We start from the raw sequence: 23,539 nt of genomic DNA on the forward strand, positions 1-23,539 counted from the left end.
ACTGATAGATTCATCTTAACAGAAAAACAATGCGTGAAAAGGGTAATTCGTCGGATGGATTAGCACATCGTCATGAACCATCGCTGATGATATGGTAGAATTATCAACCCGATGGGGAAGAATGGGGGCAAGATTGAATGAGAATTATTCGATTTCTGGACGGACAACAGAAGTGGCTGGCAGCAATTACAGATGATGACAGAGTCTATCGTTTGCCACAGGCAGATTTTATGACGTTGATCTATCAAGCGAGGGAACAGGGGATTTCTCCAGTTCAACTTGTTGAAAGCGCTTTTAAACCATTGAACGAGCTGACCGATCATTGGACTTCCCTGCACCTGATCACGCCGGTGGAAGCTCCGGAAGTATGGGCGGCGGGTGTTACTTATCAGCGGAGCCGGGAAGCTCGGAATTATGAAGCTACAGATGGAAAGCTGGATGCGGAGACCTTTTACGATAAGGTCTATGATGCAGAGAGACCGGAGATCTTTTTTAAATCCACAGCAGCCCGGACTGTCGGACCGAATGAGGCTGTCACACTTCGCAGCGACTCCACTTGGCAGATCCCGGAGCCTGAGCTGGGATTGGTGCTTGCAGCTGATGGCAGCATTGTGGGGTACATCGTTGGCAATGATATGAGCTGCCGCGATATCGAGGGGGAAAACCCGCTGTATCTTCCACAAGCAAAAATATGGCGTAATTCTTGCTCCATAGGTCCTGCTATTCGACTCGCGGATACTGTACAGAATCCCTATGAATTCAGTATTGTCTGTCAGATCTATCGCGAAGGAGAAATGGTCGTTAGAAGTGAAGCGAGTACGAGTGAATTGAACCGAAAGCTGGATGAGCTGGTCTCCTTCCTGGCAAGGGACAACGATTTGTTCGACGGGACGGTACTTTTGACGGGAACAAGCATCGTGCCACCCAATGATTTTACACTTGAACCCGGGGACCGTATTGAAATATCCATTAGCGATATCGGGACACTCATCAACCCTGTCATATCAAACTAGTTTATAAGGAGGATAAATGCTATGACCGCATTTCAGGTAGAGCAGACATACAGGAATTATATTAACGGAGAATGGGCGCAGGCTGCGTCAGGAGAAACCGAACCCAGCATAAATCCAGCGAATCGGAATGAGGTAGTGGGGTATGTACCTTACTCCGGCTTAGAGGATCTGAACCGTGCTGTCGCAGCGGCCAAGACAGCAGCTAAAGATTGGCGGAGGTTAACCGGCGCAGAGCGCGGTAACTATCTATTTCAAGCAGCGAACGTGCTGGAACGTCGGGCAGACGAGGTTGCGGAGGCGATGACAAGAGAAATGGGCAAAACACTTCCTGAAGCCAAAGGAGAGACGATGCGTGGAGTCGCCATCTTAAGGTATTACGCGGGTGAAGGTATGCGAAAAACCGGGGATGTCATTCCCTCAACGGACAGCGAGGCGATAATGTTTACGACGCGAGTACCGCTTGGTGTTGTGGGTGTTATTGCACCATGGAACTTCCCTGTTGCGATTCCAATCTGGAAGACGGCCCCGGCCTTGATTTACGGCAATGCGGTTGTATTGAAGCCAGCTCAGGAAACCGCAGTCACCGCGGCTAAAATAATGGAATGCTTCGAGGAGGCAGGTATTCCGGCAGGCGTTCTCAATCTGGTATGCGGCAGAGGCTCTGTGATCGGATCCGCACTTGCTGAGCATCCGGATGTGGGCGGGATTACTTTCACAGGTTCCAATGAAGTTGGAAAGCGGGTCGGCGCCGCAGCACTGGAACGAGGGGCCAAGTATCAACTTGAAATGGGCGGGAAAAACCCGATCATCATCGCCGCAGACGCTAATTTGGATTTGGCTGTCGAGGCAACCATCAGCGGGGGCTTAAAATCTACGGGCCAAAAATGCACGGCTACCAGCAAGGTCATTATTGAACGAAAAGTATACGATGCCTTCAAAGAAAAGCTGCTCTCGCAAATCCAGGAAATTCAGTTGGGCGACGGCATGTCTTCCGGAAGCTGGATGGGTCCATGTGCGAACGAAGGGCAGCTCAAGACCGTGCTGAGCTATATTCAAAAAGGACAGGATGAAGGTGCTGTTCTGCTAGCTGGTGGAAAAAGAGCAGACGGTCCAGGGCTTGAAGAGGGATTTTATGTCCAACCGACCGTATTTGAAGGTGTCGAATCCAACATGTCCATAGCCCGGGAAGAAATCTTCGGCCCAGTGCTTGCCTTGATCCCGGTGGATTCTCTGGAAGAAGCAATAGAGGCGGCTAATGATAGCGATTATGGCTTGAGTGCTTCCATCTATACACAAAATGTCGGAGCTATGCTGTCTTTCATCCGGGATATGGATGCGGGACTCGTCAGAATTAATGCGGAAACAGCCGGCGTAGAGCTGCAAGCTCCGTTCGGTGGAATGAAGATGTCAAGCTCGCATTCCAGGGAACAGGGGCAAGCGGCCATCGAGTTTTTCACGGACATCAAAACGGTCTTCGTGAAGTCATAAACCAAACCGTAGGAGGGTATCATGTACGAACAGATTATGTCGATTATGGGGGAGCAAGAGTCTAATTGCTTCGATATCATAGCACATGCTCCAGGGGCAGCAGGACGTCTGCCTTTAACGGATGATTTGTTGCGGAATGCTCCAAGCGGCGACTTGTTCGGCATGTCCCAGAATGTCGGAATGGGCTGGAAGCCAGGGAATTTGAATGGCAAACAGTATCTGATCTTAAGTACACAGGGCGGTATCCGCAATGAGGATGGCAGTCCGGCAGCTCTCGGTTACCATACGGGTCACTGGGAAGTCGGTCTATTGATGAAAGCTGCCGCAGAAGAACTATCCAGCTGCGGTGGGATCCCGTTTGCCGGATATGTAAGTGACCCGTGTGACGGTAGATCACAGGGAACGACTGGCATGTTCGACTCGCTCCCGTACCGGAATGATGCCGCTCTGGTGTTTCGCAGACTGATTCGCTCGCTGCCAACGCGTAAAGGCGTGATTGGTGTCGCAACGTGTGACAAAGGTCTGCCTGCGATGATGCTCGCACTCGCAGGCATGCCGCAACTGCCCGGCGTGATCGTACCCGGTGGTGTTACGCTTCCGCCTATCGATGGAGAGGACGCTGGTAAAATTCAGACCATCGGCGCAAGGTACGTCAGCGGAGAACTCTCTCTGGAAATGGCATCAGATTTAGGATGCCGGGCTTGTGCTACACCGGGGGGAGGCTGTCAGTTTCTAGGTACCGCGGCAACAGCCCAAGTCGTTGCAGAGGCAATGGGTATGACCGTACCGCATGCCGCGCTTGCACCTTCCGGGCAGCCCATCTGGATTGAAATGGCGCGCCAATCCTCTCGCGCACTGATCAAGATGGAGTCTCAGGGGATGAGGATGGCTGACATTGTCACAGATGCAGCCATTCGTAATGCCATGACCGTTCATGCCGCATTTGGCGGATCTACCAATCTGCTTCTTCACATCCCGGCTATTGCTCATGCAGCCGGTTTAACCGTGCCCACGGTACAGGACTGGATACAGGTCAACAAAAATGTTCCGAGGCTGGTTAGTGCCCTGCCAAACGGACCGATCTTTTATCCGACCATACGTGTCTTTCAGGCCGGAGGCGTACCGGAGGTCATGCTCCACCTCAGACAGCTTGGTCTGTTGGATGAGTCTGTACCAACGGTTACAGGTACTTCATTGGGTCAGGTACTGGATTGGTGGGAATCGTCGGAACGGCGTCATCTCATGCGGAAGCAGTTAAAAGAGCAGGACGGCATTGATCCGGACAGTGTCATCATGAGTGTAGAACACGCTCAGCGGCTTGGAATCTCATCGACCGTAACATTTCCAACCGGGAATATCGCTCCAGAAGGTTCTGTCATCAAATCCACCTCTATTGATCCTGCTGTGCTGGATGAGCATGGCGTATACCGTCATCGCGGCAGAGCAAAGGTGTTTACCACTGAACGTGAGGCGATCCATGCGATTAAAACCGGAGGTATTCTGGCTGGCGACGTTGTTGTGCTTCTTGGGCGAGGTCCATCGGGAACCGGAATGGAGGAGACGTACCAGCTTACATCTGCGCTTAAGCATTTGCCTTTTGGCAAATACGTGTCACTGATTACGGATGCCCGGTTCTCCGGTGTTTCCACCGGAGCGTGTATTGGTCATGTTGGCCCCGAAGCGCTGGCAGGCGGACCGATTGGCAAGCTTCGGAACGGAGACCTGATTGACATCGCGGTTGATCGTAACACGCTGGAGGGCAGCATTAACTTTGTCGGAGAAGGAGAGATGGAGTTTTCGCCGGAAGAAGGTGCTCTCATCCTGGCACAAAGGTCCTTCCATCCGGATATGAGGCCTGATGAAGCTTTGCCAGATGATACAAAGCTCTGGGCTGCATTGCAATCGGTCAGCGGTGGGACTTGGAGAGGGAATGTATATGATGTAGAGCGGATCGTAACCGCCCTGGAAGCCGGCAAAAAAGCGCTGGGCTGGTACTGATATCCACCTTTTGTGTATCTGTTGTTGTACAGATCATTACTTTCATACCGGAGGTTTCTTCCATGAATAAGATCAAGAAAATGATCACCAATCCCATCCTTCCCGGTTTCCATCCCGATCCGTCCATATGCCGAGCAGGGGAGGATTATTATATCGCTACTTCCACCTTTGAATGGTTCCCTGGTGTACGGATTCACCATTCCCGGGATCTGGTTCATTGGCGGCCAATCGCTTCTCCACTGACTCGTGTAACGCAGTTGAACATGGAGGGCAACATTAATTCCGGAGGCGTATGGGCACCCTGTCTTAGTTACGACAACGGTGTGTTTTACCTGATCTACACCGATGTCAAAAGCCGGGTAGGTGCTTTTAAAGATACTCACAATTACCTTGTGACAGCAACGGATATCGAGGGCCCTTGGTCCGATCCGGTGTATCTGAACAGCAGCGGTTTTGATCCTTCCCTGTTTCATGCTGAAGACGGACGCAAATGGCTGGTCAATATGATATGGGATCACCGTAAGGGCAAAAATCGGTTTGCAGGCATCGTTCTTCAGGAATATTCCATCCAGGAACATAAGCTGATCGGACCGGCCATGAACATATTTAAGGGAACAGAATTAGGCCTGACCGAAGCACCCCACCTGTATAAACACAACGACTATTATTATCTCATTACGGCTGAAGGTGGAACCGGTTATGAGCATGCGGTTACCGCAGCACGTTCCCGTACGTTACAAGGTCCTTATGAGGTCGATCCTGCCAATCCGATCCTCACTTCATACGGCAGACCGGATTTAGCTCTACAAAAGGCAGGCCACGGTAGTCTAGTCGAAACGCATACCGGCGAATGGTACATGGCTCATCTGGTCGGACGACCCGTTCATCACAAATATTGCATTCTTGGACGTGAGACCGCACTTCAGCCATGTACGTGGAGCGAGGACGGCTGGCTGAGACTTGCGAGCGGTGACCGATATCCGGAGGTTCAGGTGCCTGCACCGATGATCCAGTCCCATCCGTTTGAGCCGATTGCTGAAATGGATCATTTCGATCACTTTGAGCTTCGGCATGATTGGAATACACTTCGCATTCCACCCGACTCGACTTGGGTCAGCTTGACAGAACGTCCCGGTTACTTGCGCTTGCACGGCACTGAGTCGATGAGTTCAACGCACAGGCAAAGCATGATCGCACGGAGACTTCAGGCCTTGGAATGTGAAGCCGAGACGTGTCTGGAATTTGCGCCGGACCATCCACAGCAAATGGCCGGATTGATTTTGTACTACGATACCCAGGACTATCTCTACTTACGTGTAACTTATCATGAAGAGAAACGGCTCTGCCTGGGAATTATTCAGTCCAAATACGGGGTTTACGACGAACTGCTGGAGGATATTCCGCTAGAGTCGGTGAGCACGCTTCGTTTAAAGGCTGTGGTGGATCAAGATCGCGCCCGCTTTTACTATGCGTTAAATAGTGATTCATCCTGGAATACGACAGGCGGGTGGGTTGATATCACACATCTGTCCGATGAATCTCCGGAGTATATCCGGTTTACAGGAACCTATATCGGTCTTTGTGTGCAAGATCTTGGCGGAACCCGAAAACATGCCGATTTTGATTACTTTATGTATAAAGAAACAAAGCATGCGGCTGGTGTATTGGAAAACATGTGACGGTCTTCTTGGAAGAAACAGGGACAATCCAAAGAGGACCAAATCACATATTTATCCATGTGAAATCAGAAATTATCAACGGGTTTTAATTTTGAAAAGGCACATTATTCCATATAAATCAGTTGATATCGTTGGGTCAATAATGGAAACCAGCATGAAATGAACATGGAAAGTAAAGCAGCAAGAATAGAGGAATATATGCTCGCAGAAGTAAAGGAACAGGGCATAGTGTGGAGCAGGAAGGCTGAGTGTGATTAGCACGATTCTGCTGGGGCTGGACTTCGAGACACTTCGTACATTAACATAGATGGAGTGAGTCAATGATCGGTACAGTCATGTACCGTTTTTTTGTGTTTAGGAAGATTGTTTTGAGATAGTACCTGATAGAGGTGATCAAGCATGAGTGATTATTCGATAAACAAACCGTATACAAGCTCCCGATCTGATATTCAAAATGTTCTGCGTGATTCTCGTCTGCCTGCTTTGATCTGGGGTATTCTGATTTATTTTTCTGCATTGTACTCCCAGCTACCGATGTTGCCCACATGGTTTGAATTTATTATGTTTACAGCTCTCATTCTGGTTCACATTCTGCTGCATTGGTATGCCGGATACGTTGTCGATCGAAGACCCTGGATTTATTTTATGACACAAGGATGTATTGTCTGGGGGTGTGCGTTATTCATGCCTAATGCTCATTCTCTCATTTTTGTAAGTCTATTGACGGCTTTGGCAGGTCAGAGTATTGGCGTATACGCTCAACGGATGAAGGTGCTTCTGGTATGTACCATTTACTGCACCTTGTGTTCTGTCTCCCTGGTTTGGCTCGGGACTACCGAGGATTTGCCATCTACAGTACCATCGCTCTTCTTCATCATGTTTTTCGTAATCGGCTATGCTGCTTTGTTCTATAAACAAGTTCGTGCCAAATTGCGGACCCAGTCGTTTTTACGTGAATTGGAACGAGCGCACAGGAAAGTGGAGGAGCTAACGATTGCCAATGAACGTCAAAGGATGGCCCGTGATTTACATGATACCTTGGCACAAGGACTGGCAGGTCTCATTATGCAGCTTGATGCCGTAGATGCGCATTTAGAAAATGATAATAACCACCGTGCCCACGAGATTGTTCAGTTGTCAAAAGCCCAAGCAAAGCGCACGCTTTCAGAAGCGAGAAGCGCAATTGACGACTTGCGTTCGTATTCTGCAGATGTCATAGATATTTCTAAAGCAGTGAAGGAAGAAGCTGAACATTTCTCACATATAACAGGGATTCGTATTGTCACTCGGTTATCGATGCCCCATCTGGTGGTGCCGAAGTTGATCTTCGAACATAGCTTACATATCATCCGAGAATGCTTGGCCAATACAGCTAAATATGCTAATGCTACGAATGTAGAAATTGTGATTTCAGCACGCGAAAACGTAATCGAACTAAAAATTTCAGATGACGGCACAGGGTTCGATACCAAGCTGATCGGTAGACAATCCGGCAGTTATGGTTTAATGGGCCTCTATGAACGAGCCAGAATTATGGGCGGGGATATCGAAATTGAAAGCGGAAAGCAAGGAACCCAAGTTTCTGTTCGCATCCCATTACAACAGGAGGACACCAACGTATGACAATCAAGATTCTTATCGTGGACGACCATTTCGTCGTTCGGGAGGGACTTAAGCTGATCCTGGAAACCAATCAAAGATACGAGGTAATTGCAGAAGCATCTAACGGTATGGAAGCGATTCGACGGGTAGATACTTACAAGCCGGACATTATTCTATTGGATTTAAACATGCCTGAAATGGGCGGCCTTGATACCATGACAGCGCTTAGAGCTAAAGGAATGGATATACCAATCATCATTTTGACTACATATAACGAGGATGAAATGATGATCCGCGGGCTGGCTTTAGGTGCTAAAGGGTATTTACTAAAGGACACGGGAAGAGAGATGATATTTCGCTCGATTGATGCAGCGATGCGGGGAGAAACGTTGCTACTTCCGGAGATCAGCGAGAAAGTATTTGCTCACAAGACATCAGAAAAGGCGAAAGAATCATCCTCGACGAGGATATCTCTCACAGACAAAGAGCTAATCGTGCTTCAAGCGATTGCCCGTGGCTCTCGAAGTAAAGAGATCGGCTTTGATATGGGAATATCCGAACGGACTGTAAAGACTCATTTAACGAGTATCTACAATAAATTGGGTGTGGATTCGAGACCGCAGGCCGTCGCCGTCGCGGTGGAGCGTGGAATATTGCATTTATAATCAAACATTTCATAGATTTGCCCGATCGTACACTTGGGTCTTGCCCTTTTGTACGATTTTTTATTTTTCTCCTCCGTTTATGATAGATGCATGAATATAAATTGGAGGAAAAATGATGAAAATAAGACTGACAACGATTCTGGCAACTGTTCTCTCACTGACCATGCTATCCGCCTGCAGCAGCACTAATAGCGGGACTTCCACACAGGAGGAAATTCCGAAACCTGAAAATAACGTTGCTTCCGCACAGAATGAGTTTCCGAAACCGATGGGAAGTTATACGGTCGGACGTACACAGATGGACTTCAAACACACAGCATCAGACCATTCAGAAAGAGAACTGACAGCATTATTTTTCTATCCGTCTGACAGCAATGAGGGCAAGCCGACGGCAGAGTATGCATTTCCGGAGTTTCATTCACTGAGGGATGAGCTTTTGGTTAGATTAGGGGGCACGGCGGGTGGTGAGCAGCTTTTTGATTCCAATTTCAAGACATGGTCTTACGAAGATCTGGCCTTGTCTGAAAAGGAAAAACAATATCCGGTTTTATTCTTTGTTCATGGCGCAGGCGCTTACCCGCAGCAAGGCACTTTGTTCGCTCAAGACCTGGCAAGCGCCGGCTATATTGTGGTATCCATCGGCCATGCCGAAAGTGGTGTGTACAAACTTAAAGATGGACGAACGGTTGGGTTGTCAGAGAAATTTATGGACGAAGTAACGAAATACGGAATGGAAGCGGCCACCCTAACTCCACCTGAAATTGTGACTGAGAAGCTTGAGGAAGAAGAAGCTATTGAGATTGCTCGCAAATTAACTTCCGCGCCTGAAGCAGTCAAGTTTGCAAAATATGCCGTTTTACAGAGCGAGGATATTCGATATGTTGCAGATAACTTGTACAAAATGAATACAGGTGACATGGAATCTATGTTTAAAGGCAGATTGCAGCTTGATCTCGGAATGGGTGTGTTCGGACATTCATTTGGAGGAACGACAGCGGCAATTGTTAGCCGTGACGATGACCGATTTGTCGGCGCTGTAAACCTTGACGGTAATATGTTAGGTGCCTTGGATAGCGATTTTAAGAAACCTTTCATGCAGCTTAGCACCGTGCTTGCCTATAATACGAATGCATTTCTTCTTGAATCCAACAGCAAGGACACCTACTTCGCCATTATTGATAATGTAGTCCATGGTGACTTCTCCGATTCCTTGTTTACAACTACGGATATAGCATCCAGAGGAACCCGAGACGCGATGGAACAGCGCAACATTATTAGCTCTTATACAAAGGCATTCTTTGATAAATATATGTTGAAAAAGGAAACAGATATTGACAGCCTTACCTTTGACGGCGTAGAGATGATTAAGAAACCTCAAAATCCTTAGCATTTATTTGAAATGAATTTCGGGAGGGTAATGAGAGAAGAGGGTGGACGGATTTAACCGCACGAGATTTAACTCCGAACTCTTGAAACCAAAATGATAAAAAGACCTTACGTTCGTGGAAACGTTAAGGTCTTTTTATCATTTGGCAATAGAAAAATCATAGCCTATATATTCTAACTAGGAATGTTTTTAATTGATTTGTTCAATACTCACAACCGTTCTAATGGGTGGCGAGGGTTCTAGTTGGTCTAAGCCAGCAGTGATTCTTACTCTTTGCCCTACTTCAATTGTTTCATATTTCTCTCTATCGACCAAATAATACGAAGCTTCCTGGTCTTGTGCTAGTTCTATAAAATCCTCAAGATTTCCATTCTCCAATTCTTCCTTACTTATATTTTGTAGTACAAGAAATTTGTAGTTGTCATTTTCATCTGTTTTAAATACTACAGTGCCCTCGAAAACTGGATAAGGTTCTTTTTCTACCTTGTTAGAACGGCCAGGAAGTATCACCATACTAATGAAGATAAACAGCATTATTTTTTTCATAACAACCTCCCATGATTTGAATTAAAGTTTTTCCCTTGCTATTGAGTATACCCTACATTAAAAAAGTAAATTATTACTAATAAGGTAATTCATCCAAAAAAATATGACACATGGCATGAGGATTCCTTTAAATAATAAGTTCCTAGAGTAGAAAAAAACAAAAAAGAGGTCACGACGATGGATACCCTCAACTGGATTCAAAGCTGGTATTATGAAAATTGTGACGGTGATTGGGAGCATTCATACGGTGTGCGAATTGATACTGTGGATAATCCTGGTTGGTCTGTCGAAATCGACTTGACGGATACATATTTAGAAGATGTGCCATTTGATTCGATTGAAGAAGAGAGAAATGAACAAGATTGGTTCTACTGTATCGTGAGAGATGGAGTGTTTCACAGTGCAGGGGGAACAAAAAATTTGGAAGAGATGCTTAATTGCTTTAAAAATTGGGCTTCAAGTTTGGATAGAAGTTAATAATGTACTAACCATCGGGAGTAATCTAAGGAGAGAATCAGATGTATCTAAAAGAATTCGATTTAGATTTACCGTATATTGTAGATGATGAAACTATTGAATCTATAATGAAAAAACAAAAATGTGAGTACAACGAAGCAACAAAATTAGATTATGCATTGAATTGGAAATGGAAAAGAGAGTGAATATGCGTTTTGGTGAGTTCAATCACGTTTTTGATAAATGCCTCACGTGATTCACGATATCCGCTTAATATCCAATTGTTCAATAGTCCAAAAAAACCGTAGGCGGTATAGTACTTGAAATAGTCCATGTTAACTGGGGGGTTGTTGATCGTCTCAAAGACAAATTGCTCCTGATAGATTTTGAGTATGGTTTGCGGAAAGCCTGTATGTAAACCGGGTAACGTATCATCGTATTGAATCAGTTCGAAGAAGTCACGGTGCTCGTAGATATAATCCACGATTTGAAAAGATTCGGCATCAAGCTTGTTTGTTGAAACCTTTTGACCGTGCCAATAGGGTTTACCTACTGCGCCCCTCAATCCTTCGAGTCTCATACTCAACATTTCTTCGGCGAGAATGTATTTATCCTGGTAGTGTAAATAAAACGTGCTGCGATTATAACCCGCCTGATCAACGATGTCTTTGACAGAAACACCATGGAATCCTTTTTTCTTAATGAGCTGAATCAGAGCGGTTTTTAGGTGCTCCTTGGTTCGATTACGATGTTGAGATGTCACAATAAATTCATTATTCATTCAAAAAAACTCCTATAAATATAGACATAGTTTTATTAAGTGTCTACGAGGTAGACACTTGGTCACATCTTAATGATTGGATTGTTACAATTTTAAGCATAGAATTAGTTTTGTAAACGTCACATAGCACATATTCAATTGAAGTGCTATTCAAAATATTATACTGGGGGATTTATTCATGGGCAAACTTCAAGATAAAGTTGCAGTCATCACAGGAGGAGCATCCGGGATTGGTGCAGCGACAGCTCGCTTATTCGTTTCCGAAGGAGCTAAAGTGGTCTTGGTGGATCTGAATGAAGAAAAAGGCAAGGCGTTTGAGCAGGAACTGAAAGCGCTTAAAGCAGAGGCTCTCTTTATCAAAGCAAACATAACGAGTGAAGAAGAGGTTTCTGAGATTTTTAAACAAACTGTAGAGGCATTTGGTCAAGTGGATATCGTATTCAACAATGCCGGCATCGGACGTGTTCATCCGACGCATGAGCTTGATTATGCAGAATGGCGCAATACGGTCAATGTTGATCTGGACGGCGTATTCTTGGTCGCTCGTGAATCGATCCGCGAAATGCTGAAAATTGGCGGAGGCACAATCGTCAACACGGCGTCCATGTACGGATGGGTTGGTTCGCCTGGTTCAGCAGCCTACAATGCAGCTAAAGGCGGCGTTGTGAATCTGACTCGTTCTCTGGCATTGGAGTATGCTGAGCAGAATATTCGGGTGAACTCCCTTTGCCCAGGCTTCATCGATACACCAATTATCCCGGAAGAGAGCAAACAAGCACTTTCTGTGGCAACACCAATGAAACGTCTCGGTCAAGCAGAAGAGATGGCCAAAGCCGTTCTGTTCCTAGCTAGTGACGACTCTTCATACATGACAGGAAATAGCCTCATCATAGATGGAGGATACACCGCTCAATAAGTCCAGCAGTTGTCGAAGCACAAGAAAGAACACAGTCCCCTTAAAAGTCGCTATTCTAGCGGCTTTTTTTATTGGTACAAGAGCATTTTCCGAGCCGAGGACAACTAGCAAACAGTGAGTTTAGCTATTCATAATAGATGGCCTCATAAGGAAACTCCAACTTATTCAAGCGATATTCTTTGGGAGACATGGACATATATTGCCGAAAAACTTTGCCGAAATAGCTGGGACTCTCAAAGCCGCATTGTTGACCAATTTGAGAAATCGGAAGTTCCGTCGTGCGGAGTAGTCGGATTGCAACTTCAATCCGTCTGTCTTTGAGATAGGCTAGCGGTGATGTTTTCTCTGATTTCTGAAATAACCTGCACAAGTAGTGTTTATTGATATCGCAATGGCTGGCCAGCAGATCCAGCGTCAACGGGGAGGCATAATTCTCTCGGATGAACTTTTTACATTTCTCGATCGTTGTTATTGAAAGGGCACCGATATCCCTCTCCGCATCTCGACTTGTCTGCACCAGGATAAGCAACCACCGATAGACTTGCATGGACAAGCGATACTTGTCCGTAACTTTCTCTTGATGTATCAAATGGATGATTTGCCATAACTCTTGAATTAAGGGAGAGTCCGCGTTTCGTAGAATGACATGCCCCTCATGATCATGGATCATATCCCAAATTCGGTTGGCTTCATCCCCGCGTATGTTGATCCAAATAAATTCCCAAGGTTCGTTATTGTCTTGTTTATAGTAATAGCAATGTTCTCCTGAGATTTTAACGAGTAGTGCATGTCCCTTTGGTAAAGGAATCGTTTGATTTTCAATATCCAGATAACCCCGACCATTAAGCGTGTATTGAAAAACAACGTGTCCTGGATCAGGTCTATTATCACTTGGACAACGATAATCCTCGCTTGAGACGATCTGCCATCCAATAGAGTCTAGTGTCATGATTGATGTATCGTCATTACGAAAAGCATAAGAGACCGTATGAACCATCTTTCATCTCCTTCCTAAAAAAGTCAATTATATTATATAATACGTCACATTTTTTAGATTGTCTGTCTTTTTTTAGACCTGTAAGATAAATGTAAGCGGTAACATTAAAAGGAGGTGACTGTATTTTGTGTTCATTTGACAACAAGCAGGGCAGGATCGAACTGATGATTCTAAAAATGAATTTTTAGATAAGGAGGAGTTAATCCAATGGTCCGAAGAAATGGTTCCATCCAGAAATCGATGTTTATTTCTTTCTTAGCGTTCCTTATGGTTATTTCACTAGCCATCCCCCCGGCGCCGATGCGTGCAGAGTCATCAGCAAGTCTGCCGGGTCGCCAAGCAGAATATCTTAACCGGGGTCTGGTTGCGGTCCTCGTAGACAACGGCGTTTTTTTAAGCTGGAGGTATTTAAACAACGATCCAGATGATATCGCTTTCAATATATATAAAAACGGAACTAAAGTGAACGCATCGCCCATAAGCGACGTGACGAACTATGTGGACACCACTGGTTTCGACAGCTCGCAGTACCAAATATCCACCATCGTTGCGGGCAAGGAGCAAATGCTGCCGGAGGTTGTATCGGTCTGGCATAACGAGTATCTTCCTATTCCGCTCGATAAACCGGCCGACGGCCGGACCAAGGACGGTGGAACCTACTCCTATTATGCAGGAGACGCTTCCGTAGCGGACTTGGACGGTGATGGCGAATATGAAATTGTCTTTCTGTGGAGTCCGAGCAATTCCAAAGACAATTCGCAGGCCGGTTATACTGGCAATGTGTATATCGATGCCATCAAACTGGACGGCACGAAACTGTGGAGGATTGACCTGGGCGTGAACATCCGTGCCGGAGCGCATTATACACAGTTAATGGTGTATGACCTGGATGGCAACGGAAAGGCCGAAGTTGTTGTCAAAACGGCAGACGGCACGAAGGACGGCCAAGGCACGATCATTGGTGACGGTACGAAGGATTATCGCAACGAAGGCGGATACATACTGTCTGGGCCGGAATATCTCACGCTGTTTGACGGTGAGACTGGCGCGGCCGTATCCACCGTGAATTATGATCCGCCAAGAGGCAACGTCAGTGATTGGGGCGACGGCTATGGCAACCGTGTAGACCGGTTCCTTGGCGCGATTGCTTATCTGGACGGCACGAAGCCAAGTGTGGTGATGAGCCGGGGTTATTATACCCGCACTGTGCTTGTTGCTTATGATTATGTTGGTGGGGAACTCGTCAAGCGCTGGACGTTCGACACAAACGAAGCAGGATCTCAATATGAATCACAAGGTAACCATAATTTAAGTGTGCTGGATGCCGACAAGGACGGCAAGGACGAAATCATGTTTGGCGCCCTAGCCATAGACGATGACGGAAGCGTGCTGTACAGCACCGGACTAGGTCACGGCGACGCCATGCACGCCGGCCAGCTCGATCCAAATCGGGAGGGCTACCAGGTCGTAAGCGTGCATGAGCATTCGAATGCTGCATACGGACTGGAGATGCGCGATGCGGCAACAGGTGAAATTATCTGGGGGGAGGAAACAGGTTTCGACACCGGTCGCGGGATGTCGGCGGACATTGATCCGAACTATCCGGGCTACGAATCATGGGCCACGACCGTTACCAACGGGCAAAGTGTACCTGTAACCAATACCTATTCGGCTGCCGGAGAGGCTATCTACACTGTGGACGAAGGGCCCAAAACTGCCAACTTTGCCATCTGGTGGGATGGAGATCTTCAGCGGGAGCTGTTTGACCATGAGTGGGATAATAGCACAGCCAGAGGAATTCCGCTCATCTATAAGTGGGATTACGAAAACAAAAAGCTGAATGAAATCTTCCGGGGGACCGGTACATTAACGAACAACCATACCAAAGGGAATCCGGCGCTTCAGGCGGATATTCTGGGCGACTGGCGGGAGGAAATTCTGCTGCGAAGCGAAGATAGCTCGGAGTATCGTCTTTACACGACGACCATTTCTTCAGATTATCGCATCCCTACGCTGATGCAGGACCCTGTGTATCGACTTGGTGTAGCCTGGCAAAATGTATCCTACAACCAGCCGCCTCATACAGGCTTTTATCTTGGAGCGGAAGCTACAGCATTCCCTAAAGCCGAACTGGCGCTGACCCGCGAAGTTGAAATGCCGGATCCGGTCTACCGCTTTAATTTTGGTACAGAGACTGCGTCGGGAAGTACGAACATACAGGATACGCTCTACGCGCAAGATCCGGGATACGGGTTCACAGATACGAACGGTATTACGGTAGGGGAAAACCAGGTTTCGGTCACGACAGGCACGACATTTGCTGTTGACCTGCCAAATGCCAACTATAAGGTGACGCTGCGATTGGGCAATGATGCGAATGAGTCGAACGTTGGGGTCAAATCCGAATTCGTCCAGAAGCTCGCCGTAACCAATGTGACAGCAGGAACACCACTGGAGTATTCCTATGATATTGCTGCGGTGGATGGACAGCTTGATCTGCTCTTCACGGGTACAGCCATAGACATCCAAGACATCATCATCGAGAAATATCCGGAGAAAGCGGCCGGTGTGGCAACAACGATCTATATGGCTGGTGATTCAACCATGCAATCGTACAGTGAAATGCAGGCTCCTCAAGAAGGATGGGGCCAGCAGTTCGGACGTTATTTCTCCAATGGGGCAGTCATCGTGAACGATGCGATCGGCGGCCGAAGCAGCAAATCCTTTATGGTGGACGGTCGTCTGGATACGATCCTGCAACGAATTAAGCCAGGGGACTTCTTCTTCATTTCCTTTGGTCATAACGACGCCAGTGCAGGAATACCGGACCGTTACGCATCACCGGAGGACTATAAGACTTACTTAACTCGTTATGTAAACGGTGCCAAACAGCGCGGCGCTACACCGGTTTTGCTCACTCCGGTTGGACGGAGAGATTTCAATACAGTGACTCAGGAATTTAACGTCAGTTTCCCTGCCTATGTGCAGGCCGCCAAAGAAGTGGCGGAAGAGCAGGACGTGCAGCTGATTGATCTGAGCAAGTTAAGTATTGCGTACTACGACAAAATTGGTAATACAGCTACGGAGAAAGTGTTCCTTTATGCTAATCCGGGTGAATATCCAAAATACCCGAATGGAATCAACGATAATACCCATTTCAGCAGCTATGGTGCGCAGAAGATTGCCGGACTCGTTGCTGGTGCGGTCAAAGACATGGAGCTGAGCATATCATCCCTGGTCATCGACCCGGATATTTCCGAACCCGAGCCAGAGCCGGAAGTCCAGCTATATGAGGAGGATTTTGAAGGCAACGCTGCTGATTACCAGTATGCGATGGTTAATGCCACTGGTATTGGAGGAACCATGACTGGAACGGTGGTTGAGCAGTCCGGAAATAAGGTACTGTCCGTCGCGGGGTCAGGATCGGGCAATCGGGCCAAAGTATTCCGTCTGTTTGATGCCGTAAACGGCGATCAGGTGAACGTGAACTTTGACTGGCAATCCGGTAATGTGAGTGCCTATCCGTCAGAAGGCCATCTCACGGTCCAGGATTCCAACGAAAACGCCCTTTTCACACTGTATACCAAAACCGGAAGCACGAAAATTCATTATTATATTGGTGCATATAATCCGGATTACGGCACAGGAGATACGGCCATACCCGAAGGAGGAACGGCTACAGAGATTTCCAAGAACCAGTGGGTCAATGTGGATGCAACCGTTAACTTTGCCAAGAAAACATTGGATCTGACATTAACGAATCTGGCGGATCCGACAGTTACACAAACGATTGCAGATATCTCACTGAGTTCCGGCGTATATGCGGACAACGTCAGAGCCATGCGGTTTCTGGGGACGAGAAAAGGCGGTGGAGGCACGCTGAACTGGACTACCCAGATCGACAACGTTCGGATTGAAGGCACTCAGCTTCCTTCGGAGGGCGGAGATCAGACTGCCTTAATCGCTCTGTACGATGAGATCAAAGCACTTGATCTGTCCGAATATACAGAAGCTTCGAAAGCAGTGGTGAATCGGGCTTTGTCAGCAACCGAAGCCATATTCAATACGGAAGCCACTCAGGCTCAAGTTGACCATGCGTTTAACATGTTAACGGTTGCGAAGGATTCATTGACAAGTGAACCGAGCGAAGAGATAAACGAATACAAATTTGACTTTGGTTCCGGCAGTGCTGCTGAAGGATACATCAAAGTAGATGCCAAAAGAGCGTACATCGAAGGCAACGGGTACGGCTTTGCCGATACTGCGCTGACCAGAGATGAGAACCGTGCAACCGGAGATTCACTCAAAGAGGATTTCATACGGGTAAACGGAACCTCCTTCCTGGTGGAGATGGAGCCGGCTAATTATCGGGTAACGATGACCATCGGGGATACTGAAGAATCCACCAGCGCAAATGTTGTTGTAGAGCAGATGACCAAGCTGCCGCTCACAACCATTGCCAAGGGTGAATTCAAAGAAATTACGTACGACATTGCCCTGATCGATGGAGTGTTTAACTTCAACTTCACTGGAAATGCACCGAAGATCAATGCGCTGAAGCTGGAGCGCCTGCCAGATCACAGCGCAAGCGATAAACCGGTTATTTATTTGGCCAGCGATTCCACTGTGGCCAACTACGCGGAGAACTATCGCCCACAAGCGGGCTGGGGCGAAACGTTGGATGGATATTTTGATCCAAATGAAGTCAGTATTGATAACCGGGCAGTCGGCGGGCTCAGCAGCAAGACCTTCCTGATTGGTGGATATCTCAACGATATTTTACTCGACATTCATGAAGGCGATTATCTGTTCATGCAGTGGTCTCATAACGATTCCACGCCGTCCCGTCCGGAGCGTTATCTTACGCCCGAGCAGTTTAAGGTATATTTGAAAGAATATATTAATGGTGCTCTGCAGAGAGGGGCGATTCCAGTTCTGGTCACGCCAGTGAACCGCCGTGACTTTACCGGAGAGGTGCTGAACAAGAGCTTCCCGGAATACGTACAGGCGATGAAAGAAACAGCGCAGGAAACGGAAACGCTCATCATCGATCTGAACCAAGCCAGTTGGGAGCATTTCCAGGAGCTTGGCACAGAAGGGACCAAATCGATCTTCATGTGGGTAGGCACAACGGAAGACAATACACATTTGCAGATGAATGGTGCAATCAAGGTGTCTGAACTCGTGGCACGCCTTGTGAAGGAATTGAATATACCGCTATCTGATTTTGTTACGTTGGAAGGGGAATCTCCGGAGGAGGAAGCCCCGCATACTACGGCAACTGTGGAAGGAGAATCGCAGAACGACTGGTACACTTCTCCAGTACAAGTAACCTTTACAGCAAACGATGAAGATTCCGAAATTGAAGGGACCTATTATCAAATCAATGGTGGCGAAACGGTGAGTGGCACACAGTTGACCCTAACTGAAGAAGGTACACATACCATCATCTACTGGAGTGTCGATGTCGACGGTAACAAAGAGAGCGAACAGTCTTTGTCCATATCCATTGATCTCGTACCTCCAACCATTGAAATTCATGGTCAAACCGAATACACCATTGATCAACATGTTGAAATTGGCTATACAGCCGCCGATACGGTATCCGGTGTGGAAGAACCGGAGGGTGTGCTCCTGGACACTCCGGCATATACACTGGAACCCGGCCTAAACAAGGTTACGGCAACCGTCTCCGACTTGGCTGGCTGGGAACAGACGGTAGACTATAGCTTTGGGGTTATTGCTACATTCGACAGCCTGATCAATCTGACCAACTCTTTTGCTAATGAATCGATCGATCCTAATGCTGGTGTTCTAGCTGATCAGCTGGCGAACACGTTACAGCAGGCCAAACAGGCAGCAAATAATCTTGAAGGAGCAAAGGCGCGTCAACTGCTCGCATCCTTCGGTAATGACGTTCAAGCAGCTAGAGGAACTGTATTCACGGATGAACAGACAGATGTGCTGCTTAAGTGGGAGGAATGGCTTAACAAAGCAACTCCGCTAGCGAATGGGGCGCCTGGGACTCCAGTGCTTTCTGACAATAACGGTTATGACACAGGGCTCAAAGACGGCGACTACACGGTCACGATGAATCTGTGGTGGGGCAATAACGGCAATCAGTTCAAGCTGTATGAGAATGGTGAATTGATTAAGGATATTTCTCTGGTCGATCAATCCCCATCCGCACAGTCTGTTAAAGTTGATATTACTGGAAAGCAAAATGGAACCTATATCTATACTGGAGAATTGATCAATGCACTGGGTGCAACCATGAGTGTTCCGTTGACAGTCATCGTCACGGATGCTTCCCCGGGGCAAGCTGTTCTGTCGAACGACAACTGGGACGGTGACGGCAATTATAATGTCACCATGAATCTGTGGTGGGGAACAAACGCAACCGAATACGAACTTTACGAAAATGGTGTTTTGATCGATACGCAATCGCTGCAATCTCACTCTCCTGGTGCACAGTCTGCGGTTACCGCAGTCTCTGGAAGGGCACCTGGAATCTACGAGTATGAAGCTGTCCTTCGCAATTCATCAGGGGAAACCAGATCGTACAAATTAAATGTGACGGTACGCAAGTAGACTGAGATGTTTGAGACATCCCATTAACAAGAAGTGATTACAACTGAATTAAGGTACGCATATAAAAAGTGCTATTCCTCATCATTTTGAGGAGTAGCATTTTTTATATGCGCTCCGTATGAAAGCGTTTGACTTATTTGAATATCAATCTATAATGATGAAAGGAAATTGGACTTGGCCGAGGCCTATGGAGAAAACGATATTTGGCATAGCTGTATATTTATCCACAGCAAGCTTCCATACGCAGGAGGCTTGTTGTTTCATTTTCAGAAGGAGAATAGGTCCACATGACACTTAAAAAAAGAATCTTTTTACTGTTCTTTCTCAGTGCGTTTATCCCCTTTATCAGCATATTTGCGATCTCTTATTATACCATTGACTCCATTTTCGCAAATAAGATCGATGATGGCATTCGTAGCAATTTACAGCAGGTGACATCTTCATTGGAAAATTCCATCACCAATCTGAATCATGTTACGCAGCAATTGTCTTACAGAGGTACTTTAGGCAAAAGGATGGATGAATTCTTGAACCCGTCTTCCGATATCTTCGAACTGATTGAAGCCAGGGACGAATTAAAAAACGAGTTAAGCGTTGTCACGTTTACCAATCCCAATATCGGACTGACCTTATATTACTTTCAAAAAGAAGGTACTACGCAGTTCGGGAACTTTCCAATCAAGGATCGTTTATCTCCTGAGTCTTTGCCTGTACTCTTCCAAACCTATGGCATTAAATACTATGGTCCGCATATCAGTATGAACCGATTTGATGATCAGCTTGTTCTATCTGCTATGCGAAAAGTACAACTTTCCGAAAGGAACGACGTGTACATTTACGTAGAATCGGGCTTTCGCCTTACTCAGGATATCCTGGGCTACAATCAATACAACGGCGCGTTATCTCATCTCATCCTGGATGGTAAAGGAAACATTGTGTACAGCGAAATACCGGGAGCCATGAAGGTCGGAGAGAGTTTTACCAGCTTAACGGTAGATCCTGCCAAGGACGGAATATCCCGCGGGTATCACTGGTTCAAAGAGGACTCCTCACAGAAATGGAGTGTCGTATCGGTCATTTCGCAGTCCCAATATCAACAGGAGAAAAACCAGTGGTTGCTTCAAATATTGCTGGTCGCTTTATTTTTCCTCGGCTTTACCGTGTTTCTTGCTTGGCTCCTGTGGAAGATGGTCTACAAACCTCTCGGTCTGTTTCATTCGGAGATCAATGGGTTGTCCAAAAATCCACAAACGAAAGGAAGCCGAGCTCGCACTCAGATTCCTGAATTTGATTTTCTGTTGGGTGAATTTTCGAATATGCAACATCAAATCGGTGACCTCTTCAAGGAAGTTCAGCAGAAAGAGAAGATTCGTGCAGACCTGGAAGTGGAAAAGCTGCTCTATCAGATCAACCCGCACTTTCTAATGAATACACTGGATACGGTGCACTGGCTGGCGGTCATGAACGGACAAGGAGAGATCGACAAGCTGGTGCAGTCATTGAACAAGCTACTCTATTACAATCTAGGCAAATTAGGGCAAGTATCCACCATGGAAGAGGAGATTGATGCGTTAAGACAGTATCTGATTTTGCAGCAAATTCGCTATGACTTTGAATTTGACGTCCGCATTACTGCAGATGAACAAGTGCTTCAAATTCCTGTGCCCCGCTTTATTCTGCAACCGCTGGTTGAAAATTCGTTATATCATGGATTGAGTGACGAAGGTTTTATTCAGATTGAAGTGACATGCACTTCAACGTTGAACATTATGATACAAGATAATGGTGCAGGTATGACTGAGGAAACCATTCATAATCTGCTAAACAATCGTGAAGCTGAACAACAAAAAGTAGGGATGGGCATCGGACTCAATTACGTTCACCGCATGTTGAAGGCACAGTACGGGGACCAAGCACAACTGGTGATTGAGAGTGAATTGGGAACAGGGACAAGTATACTGCTCGTATTGCCTATTAAAGGAGAAGATATCTCGGCATGATTAAGGTATTGATTGTAGATGATGATAAGTTGGTACGCAAAGGCATTAGCTCTGCGATGCCATGGAACGAGTTCAACATGGAGGTTGTAGGAGAGGCCAGCAACGGGGCGAAAGCGCTGGATTTCCTAAAAAACCAACCGGTCGATCTGATGCTAACGGATCTGGCGATGCCCGTCATGTCAGGGATCGAACTGATGCGAGCTGCGAGGCAGCTCTATCCTGAACTTCATATCGTTGTGTTAACACTGCATCAGGATTTCGATTATATCCAGGAAGCGCTAAGACTCGGAGCCATCGATTATATAGCCAAAGTGCAGCTGGAGAAAGAGCAATTCGAACATGTTCTGCAACGGATTCATACCCGAATTAACGGGTTGACAAGCACAATAAGAAAGATGCCTTCACAGGATGAAATCAATGTCCATTATCGAAATGTGTATGCACTTGTTTCACAGGAGCGGAAATCAGAGCATAAGTGGCCAACGGAGCTAACTGCGCATGAAGATGAGATAAGATGGGAGGTTGAGCGTAATAGCTGCATGTGGGTTGCACCCCCGTCCGAAGAGGATCAACTATTTCATCAATTGAAGGAATGCCTGCATCAAGTTCCCCAGTGTACGTTGTTGGTTTTGTCTGATGTACAAGAGCGAACATGGTCACAAATCAAAAACTGGATTATGAATTATACAGAGACGTCTTTATTCTATGCGTACAACCCCAATAACCAAGTCATTGCTGTTTCGATGAATGAGGAAGATACATTTTCAAAAGAACCGCACGATGAAGACCTTGACCGGATTAAACAAAGTTTGTTCCAAACCCCATGGACCCACCATGACAGTTACTACAACCAACTCATTGACCAATTTATATCCTTACGATTACATAAAGGTCAGTTGATGGGATTGCTGTACTCGATCGTGATGGAGTGGAACCACCTTTTTGCCCAAACTACGCTTGGAAAAATCTCCATGATCCATTCTTTCGAGTCCTGGTACGAGGTTGAAGAATGGGTTAAGCAGACTGCCGCAAGCATTCGAAAGGCTGATGAACAGACTTCGTATTCACAGGAAATCATTGATGCCGTGAAAAAAGCGGTGATGATCATGCAGCATGATTTGGAGCAGGCCTATACAGCTTCAGGTCTCTCCCAACAACTCAATATCAGCCGAAGTTATTTCAGTCAATGTTTCAAAGATCTGATGGGGAAAACCTTTAATGAGTACTCCCGGTTCATCCGGGTAGAGAAGTCCAAAGAGTATTTGCTCAATACAAACAACACGATTTTCTGGATTGCGGAGCGAGTGGGTTATACGGATGAAAAATATTTCAGTCGGATTTTCCGCGAACTGACAGGTCTTCTGCCAAGCGAGTATCGGCAGCAAGGCAGAGGAAATAAATAGCGGACATCTTCCTGAGG

At 46.6% G+C, this 23,539-nt stretch carries 15 protein-coding genes; 12 read left to right on the forward strand and 3 right to left on the reverse strand.

What is annotated here, in order from left to right:
* The first annotated feature begins 137 nt into the window (after window positions 1-137).
* The 7 genes from AC1S8V_RS15440 (at window position 138) to AC1S8V_RS15470 (ending at window position 9,832) form a co-directional block, all read left to right on the forward strand.
* Window positions 138-1,013, forward strand: coding sequence for a fumarylacetoacetate hydrolase family protein (locus AC1S8V_RS15440; RefSeq protein ID WP_482074339.1), 876 nt, complete (start codon window positions 138-140; stop codon window positions 1,011-1,013).
* Window positions 1,014-1,034: 21 nt separating this feature from the next.
* On the forward strand, window positions 1,035-2,501 hold the full coding sequence (gene gucD, locus AC1S8V_RS15445; RefSeq protein ID WP_482074340.1) for an alpha-ketoglutaric semialdehyde dehydrogenase GucD: 1,467 nt from the start codon (window positions 1,035-1,037) through the stop codon (window positions 2,499-2,501).
* Window positions 2,502-2,522: 21 nt separating this feature from the next.
* The gene (locus AC1S8V_RS15450) at window positions 2,523-4,499 is read left to right on the forward strand and encodes a YjhG/YagF family D-xylonate dehydratase (protein WP_482074341.1); all 1,977 of its coding nucleotides are present in this window, start codon (window positions 2,523-2,525) and stop codon (window positions 4,497-4,499) included.
* Between the two features lie 62 nt (window positions 4,500-4,561).
* The gene (locus AC1S8V_RS15455) at window positions 4,562-6,178 is read left to right on the forward strand and encodes a glycoside hydrolase family 43 protein (protein WP_482074342.1); all 1,617 of its coding nucleotides are present in this window, start codon (window positions 4,562-4,564) and stop codon (window positions 6,176-6,178) included.
* Between the two features lie 399 nt (window positions 6,179-6,577).
* Window positions 6,578-7,801, forward strand: a complete 1,224-nt coding sequence (locus AC1S8V_RS15460) for a sensor histidine kinase (RefSeq protein WP_482074343.1) — start codon at window positions 6,578-6,580, stop codon at window positions 7,799-7,801.
* Window positions 7,798-8,445 carry a response regulator gene (locus tag AC1S8V_RS15465; protein WP_482074344.1) on the forward strand — a complete coding sequence of 216 codons (648 nt, stop codon included), beginning with the start codon at window positions 7,798-7,800 and terminating at the stop codon, window positions 8,443-8,445. The genes AC1S8V_RS15460 and AC1S8V_RS15465 overlap by 4 nt, the downstream gene beginning before the upstream one ends.
* Window positions 8,446-8,557: 112 nt before the next feature.
* Window positions 8,558-9,832, forward strand: a complete 1,275-nt coding sequence (locus AC1S8V_RS15470) for an alpha/beta hydrolase (protein WP_482074345.1) — start codon at window positions 8,558-8,560, stop codon at window positions 9,830-9,832.
* A gap of 189 nt (window positions 9,833-10,021) precedes the next feature.
* Here AC1S8V_RS15470 and AC1S8V_RS15475 read toward each other — a convergent pair whose 3' ends face one another.
* Entirely contained in the window at window positions 10,022-10,378 is a 357-nt protein-coding gene (locus AC1S8V_RS15475; protein ID WP_482074346.1) for a DUF3221 domain-containing protein, read from the reverse strand.
* 177 nt (window positions 10,379-10,555) lie between these two features.
* Between AC1S8V_RS15475 and AC1S8V_RS15480 the strand changes: the two genes are divergently transcribed.
* On the forward strand, window positions 10,556-10,855 hold the full coding sequence (locus AC1S8V_RS15480; RefSeq protein WP_482074347.1) for an immunity 53 family protein: 300 nt from the start codon (window positions 10,556-10,558) through the stop codon (window positions 10,853-10,855).
* 151 nt (window positions 10,856-11,006) lie between these two features.
* On the opposite strand, the gene AC1S8V_RS15485 is transcribed toward AC1S8V_RS15480, so the two are convergent.
* Window positions 11,007-11,615 carry a TetR/AcrR family transcriptional regulator gene (locus AC1S8V_RS15485; protein ID WP_482074348.1) on the reverse strand — a complete coding sequence of 203 codons (609 nt, stop codon included), beginning with the start codon at window positions 11,613-11,615 and terminating at the stop codon, window positions 11,007-11,009.
* 178 nt (window positions 11,616-11,793) lie between these two features.
* Here AC1S8V_RS15485 and AC1S8V_RS15490 point away from each other — a divergent pair, with 178 nt between their 5' ends.
* Window positions 11,794-12,531, forward strand: a complete 738-nt coding sequence (locus AC1S8V_RS15490) for an SDR family NAD(P)-dependent oxidoreductase (RefSeq protein ID WP_482074349.1) — start codon at window positions 11,794-11,796, stop codon at window positions 12,529-12,531.
* Between the two features lie 124 nt (window positions 12,532-12,655).
* Here AC1S8V_RS15490 and AC1S8V_RS15495 read toward each other — a convergent pair whose 3' ends face one another.
* Entirely contained in the window at window positions 12,656-13,528 is an 873-nt protein-coding gene (locus tag AC1S8V_RS15495; RefSeq protein ID WP_482074350.1) for a helix-turn-helix transcriptional regulator, read from the reverse strand.
* A gap of 207 nt (window positions 13,529-13,735) precedes the next feature.
* On the opposite strand from AC1S8V_RS15495, the gene AC1S8V_RS15500 reads away from it, so the two are divergent.
* From AC1S8V_RS15500 to AC1S8V_RS15510, 3 genes are all read left to right on the forward strand, one after another.
* Entirely contained in the window at window positions 13,736-20,119 is a 6,384-nt protein-coding gene (locus tag AC1S8V_RS15500) for a rhamnogalacturonan lyase family protein (protein ID WP_482074351.1), read from the forward strand.
* Between the two features lie 287 nt (window positions 20,120-20,406).
* Window positions 20,407-22,119, forward strand: coding sequence for a sensor histidine kinase (locus tag AC1S8V_RS15505; RefSeq protein ID WP_482074352.1), 1,713 nt, complete (start codon window positions 20,407-20,409; stop codon window positions 22,117-22,119).
* Window positions 22,116-23,522, forward strand: a complete 1,407-nt coding sequence (locus AC1S8V_RS15510) for a response regulator transcription factor (RefSeq protein ID WP_482074353.1) — start codon at window positions 22,116-22,118, stop codon at window positions 23,520-23,522. The genes AC1S8V_RS15505 and AC1S8V_RS15510 overlap by 4 nt, the downstream gene beginning before the upstream one ends.
* Window positions 23,523-23,539 lie beyond the last annotated feature (17 nt).

The organism is Paenibacillus sp. B46(2026) (assembly GCF_056786355.1).

What these genes read in the sequence shown, in the direction of transcription:
- AC1S8V_RS15440 (WP_482074339.1), top strand. Translation starts at nt 138, where the DNA reads ATGAGAATTATTCGATTTCTGGACGGACAACAGAAGTGGCTGGCAGCA.
- gucD (WP_482074340.1), top strand. Translation starts at nt 1,035, where the DNA reads ATGACCGCATTTCAGGTAGAGCAGACATACAGGAATTATATTAACGGA.
- AC1S8V_RS15450 (WP_482074341.1), top strand. Translation starts at nt 2,523, where the DNA reads ATGTACGAACAGATTATGTCGATTATGGGGGAGCAAGAGTCTAATTGC.
- AC1S8V_RS15455 (WP_482074342.1), top strand. Translation starts at nt 4,562, where the DNA reads ATGAATAAGATCAAGAAAATGATCACCAATCCCATCCTTCCCGGTTTC.
- AC1S8V_RS15460 (WP_482074343.1), top strand. Translation starts at nt 6,578, where the DNA reads ATGAGTGATTATTCGATAAACAAACCGTATACAAGCTCCCGATCTGAT.
- AC1S8V_RS15465 (WP_482074344.1), top strand. Translation starts at nt 7,798, where the DNA reads ATGACAATCAAGATTCTTATCGTGGACGACCATTTCGTCGTTCGGGAG.
- AC1S8V_RS15470 (WP_482074345.1), top strand. Translation starts at nt 8,558, where the DNA reads ATGATGAAAATAAGACTGACAACGATTCTGGCAACTGTTCTCTCACTG.
- AC1S8V_RS15475 (WP_482074346.1), bottom strand. Translation starts at nt 10,378, where the DNA reads ATGAAAAAAATAATGCTGTTTATCTTCATTAGTATGGTGATACTTCCT.
- AC1S8V_RS15480 (WP_482074347.1), top strand. Translation starts at nt 10,556, where the DNA reads ATGGATACCCTCAACTGGATTCAAAGCTGGTATTATGAAAATTGTGAC.
- AC1S8V_RS15485 (WP_482074348.1), bottom strand. Translation starts at nt 11,615, where the DNA reads ATGAATAATGAATTTATTGTGACATCTCAACATCGTAATCGAACCAAG.
- AC1S8V_RS15490 (WP_482074349.1), top strand. Translation starts at nt 11,794, where the DNA reads ATGGGCAAACTTCAAGATAAAGTTGCAGTCATCACAGGAGGAGCATCC.
- AC1S8V_RS15495 (WP_482074350.1), bottom strand. Translation starts at nt 13,528, where the DNA reads ATGGTTCATACGGTCTCTTATGCTTTTCGTAATGACGATACATCAATC.
- AC1S8V_RS15500 (WP_482074351.1), top strand. Translation starts at nt 13,736, where the DNA reads ATGGTCCGAAGAAATGGTTCCATCCAGAAATCGATGTTTATTTCTTTC.
- AC1S8V_RS15505 (WP_482074352.1), top strand. Translation starts at nt 20,407, where the DNA reads ATGACACTTAAAAAAAGAATCTTTTTACTGTTCTTTCTCAGTGCGTTT.
- AC1S8V_RS15510 (WP_482074353.1), top strand. Translation starts at nt 22,116, where the DNA reads ATGATTAAGGTATTGATTGTAGATGATGATAAGTTGGTACGCAAAGGC.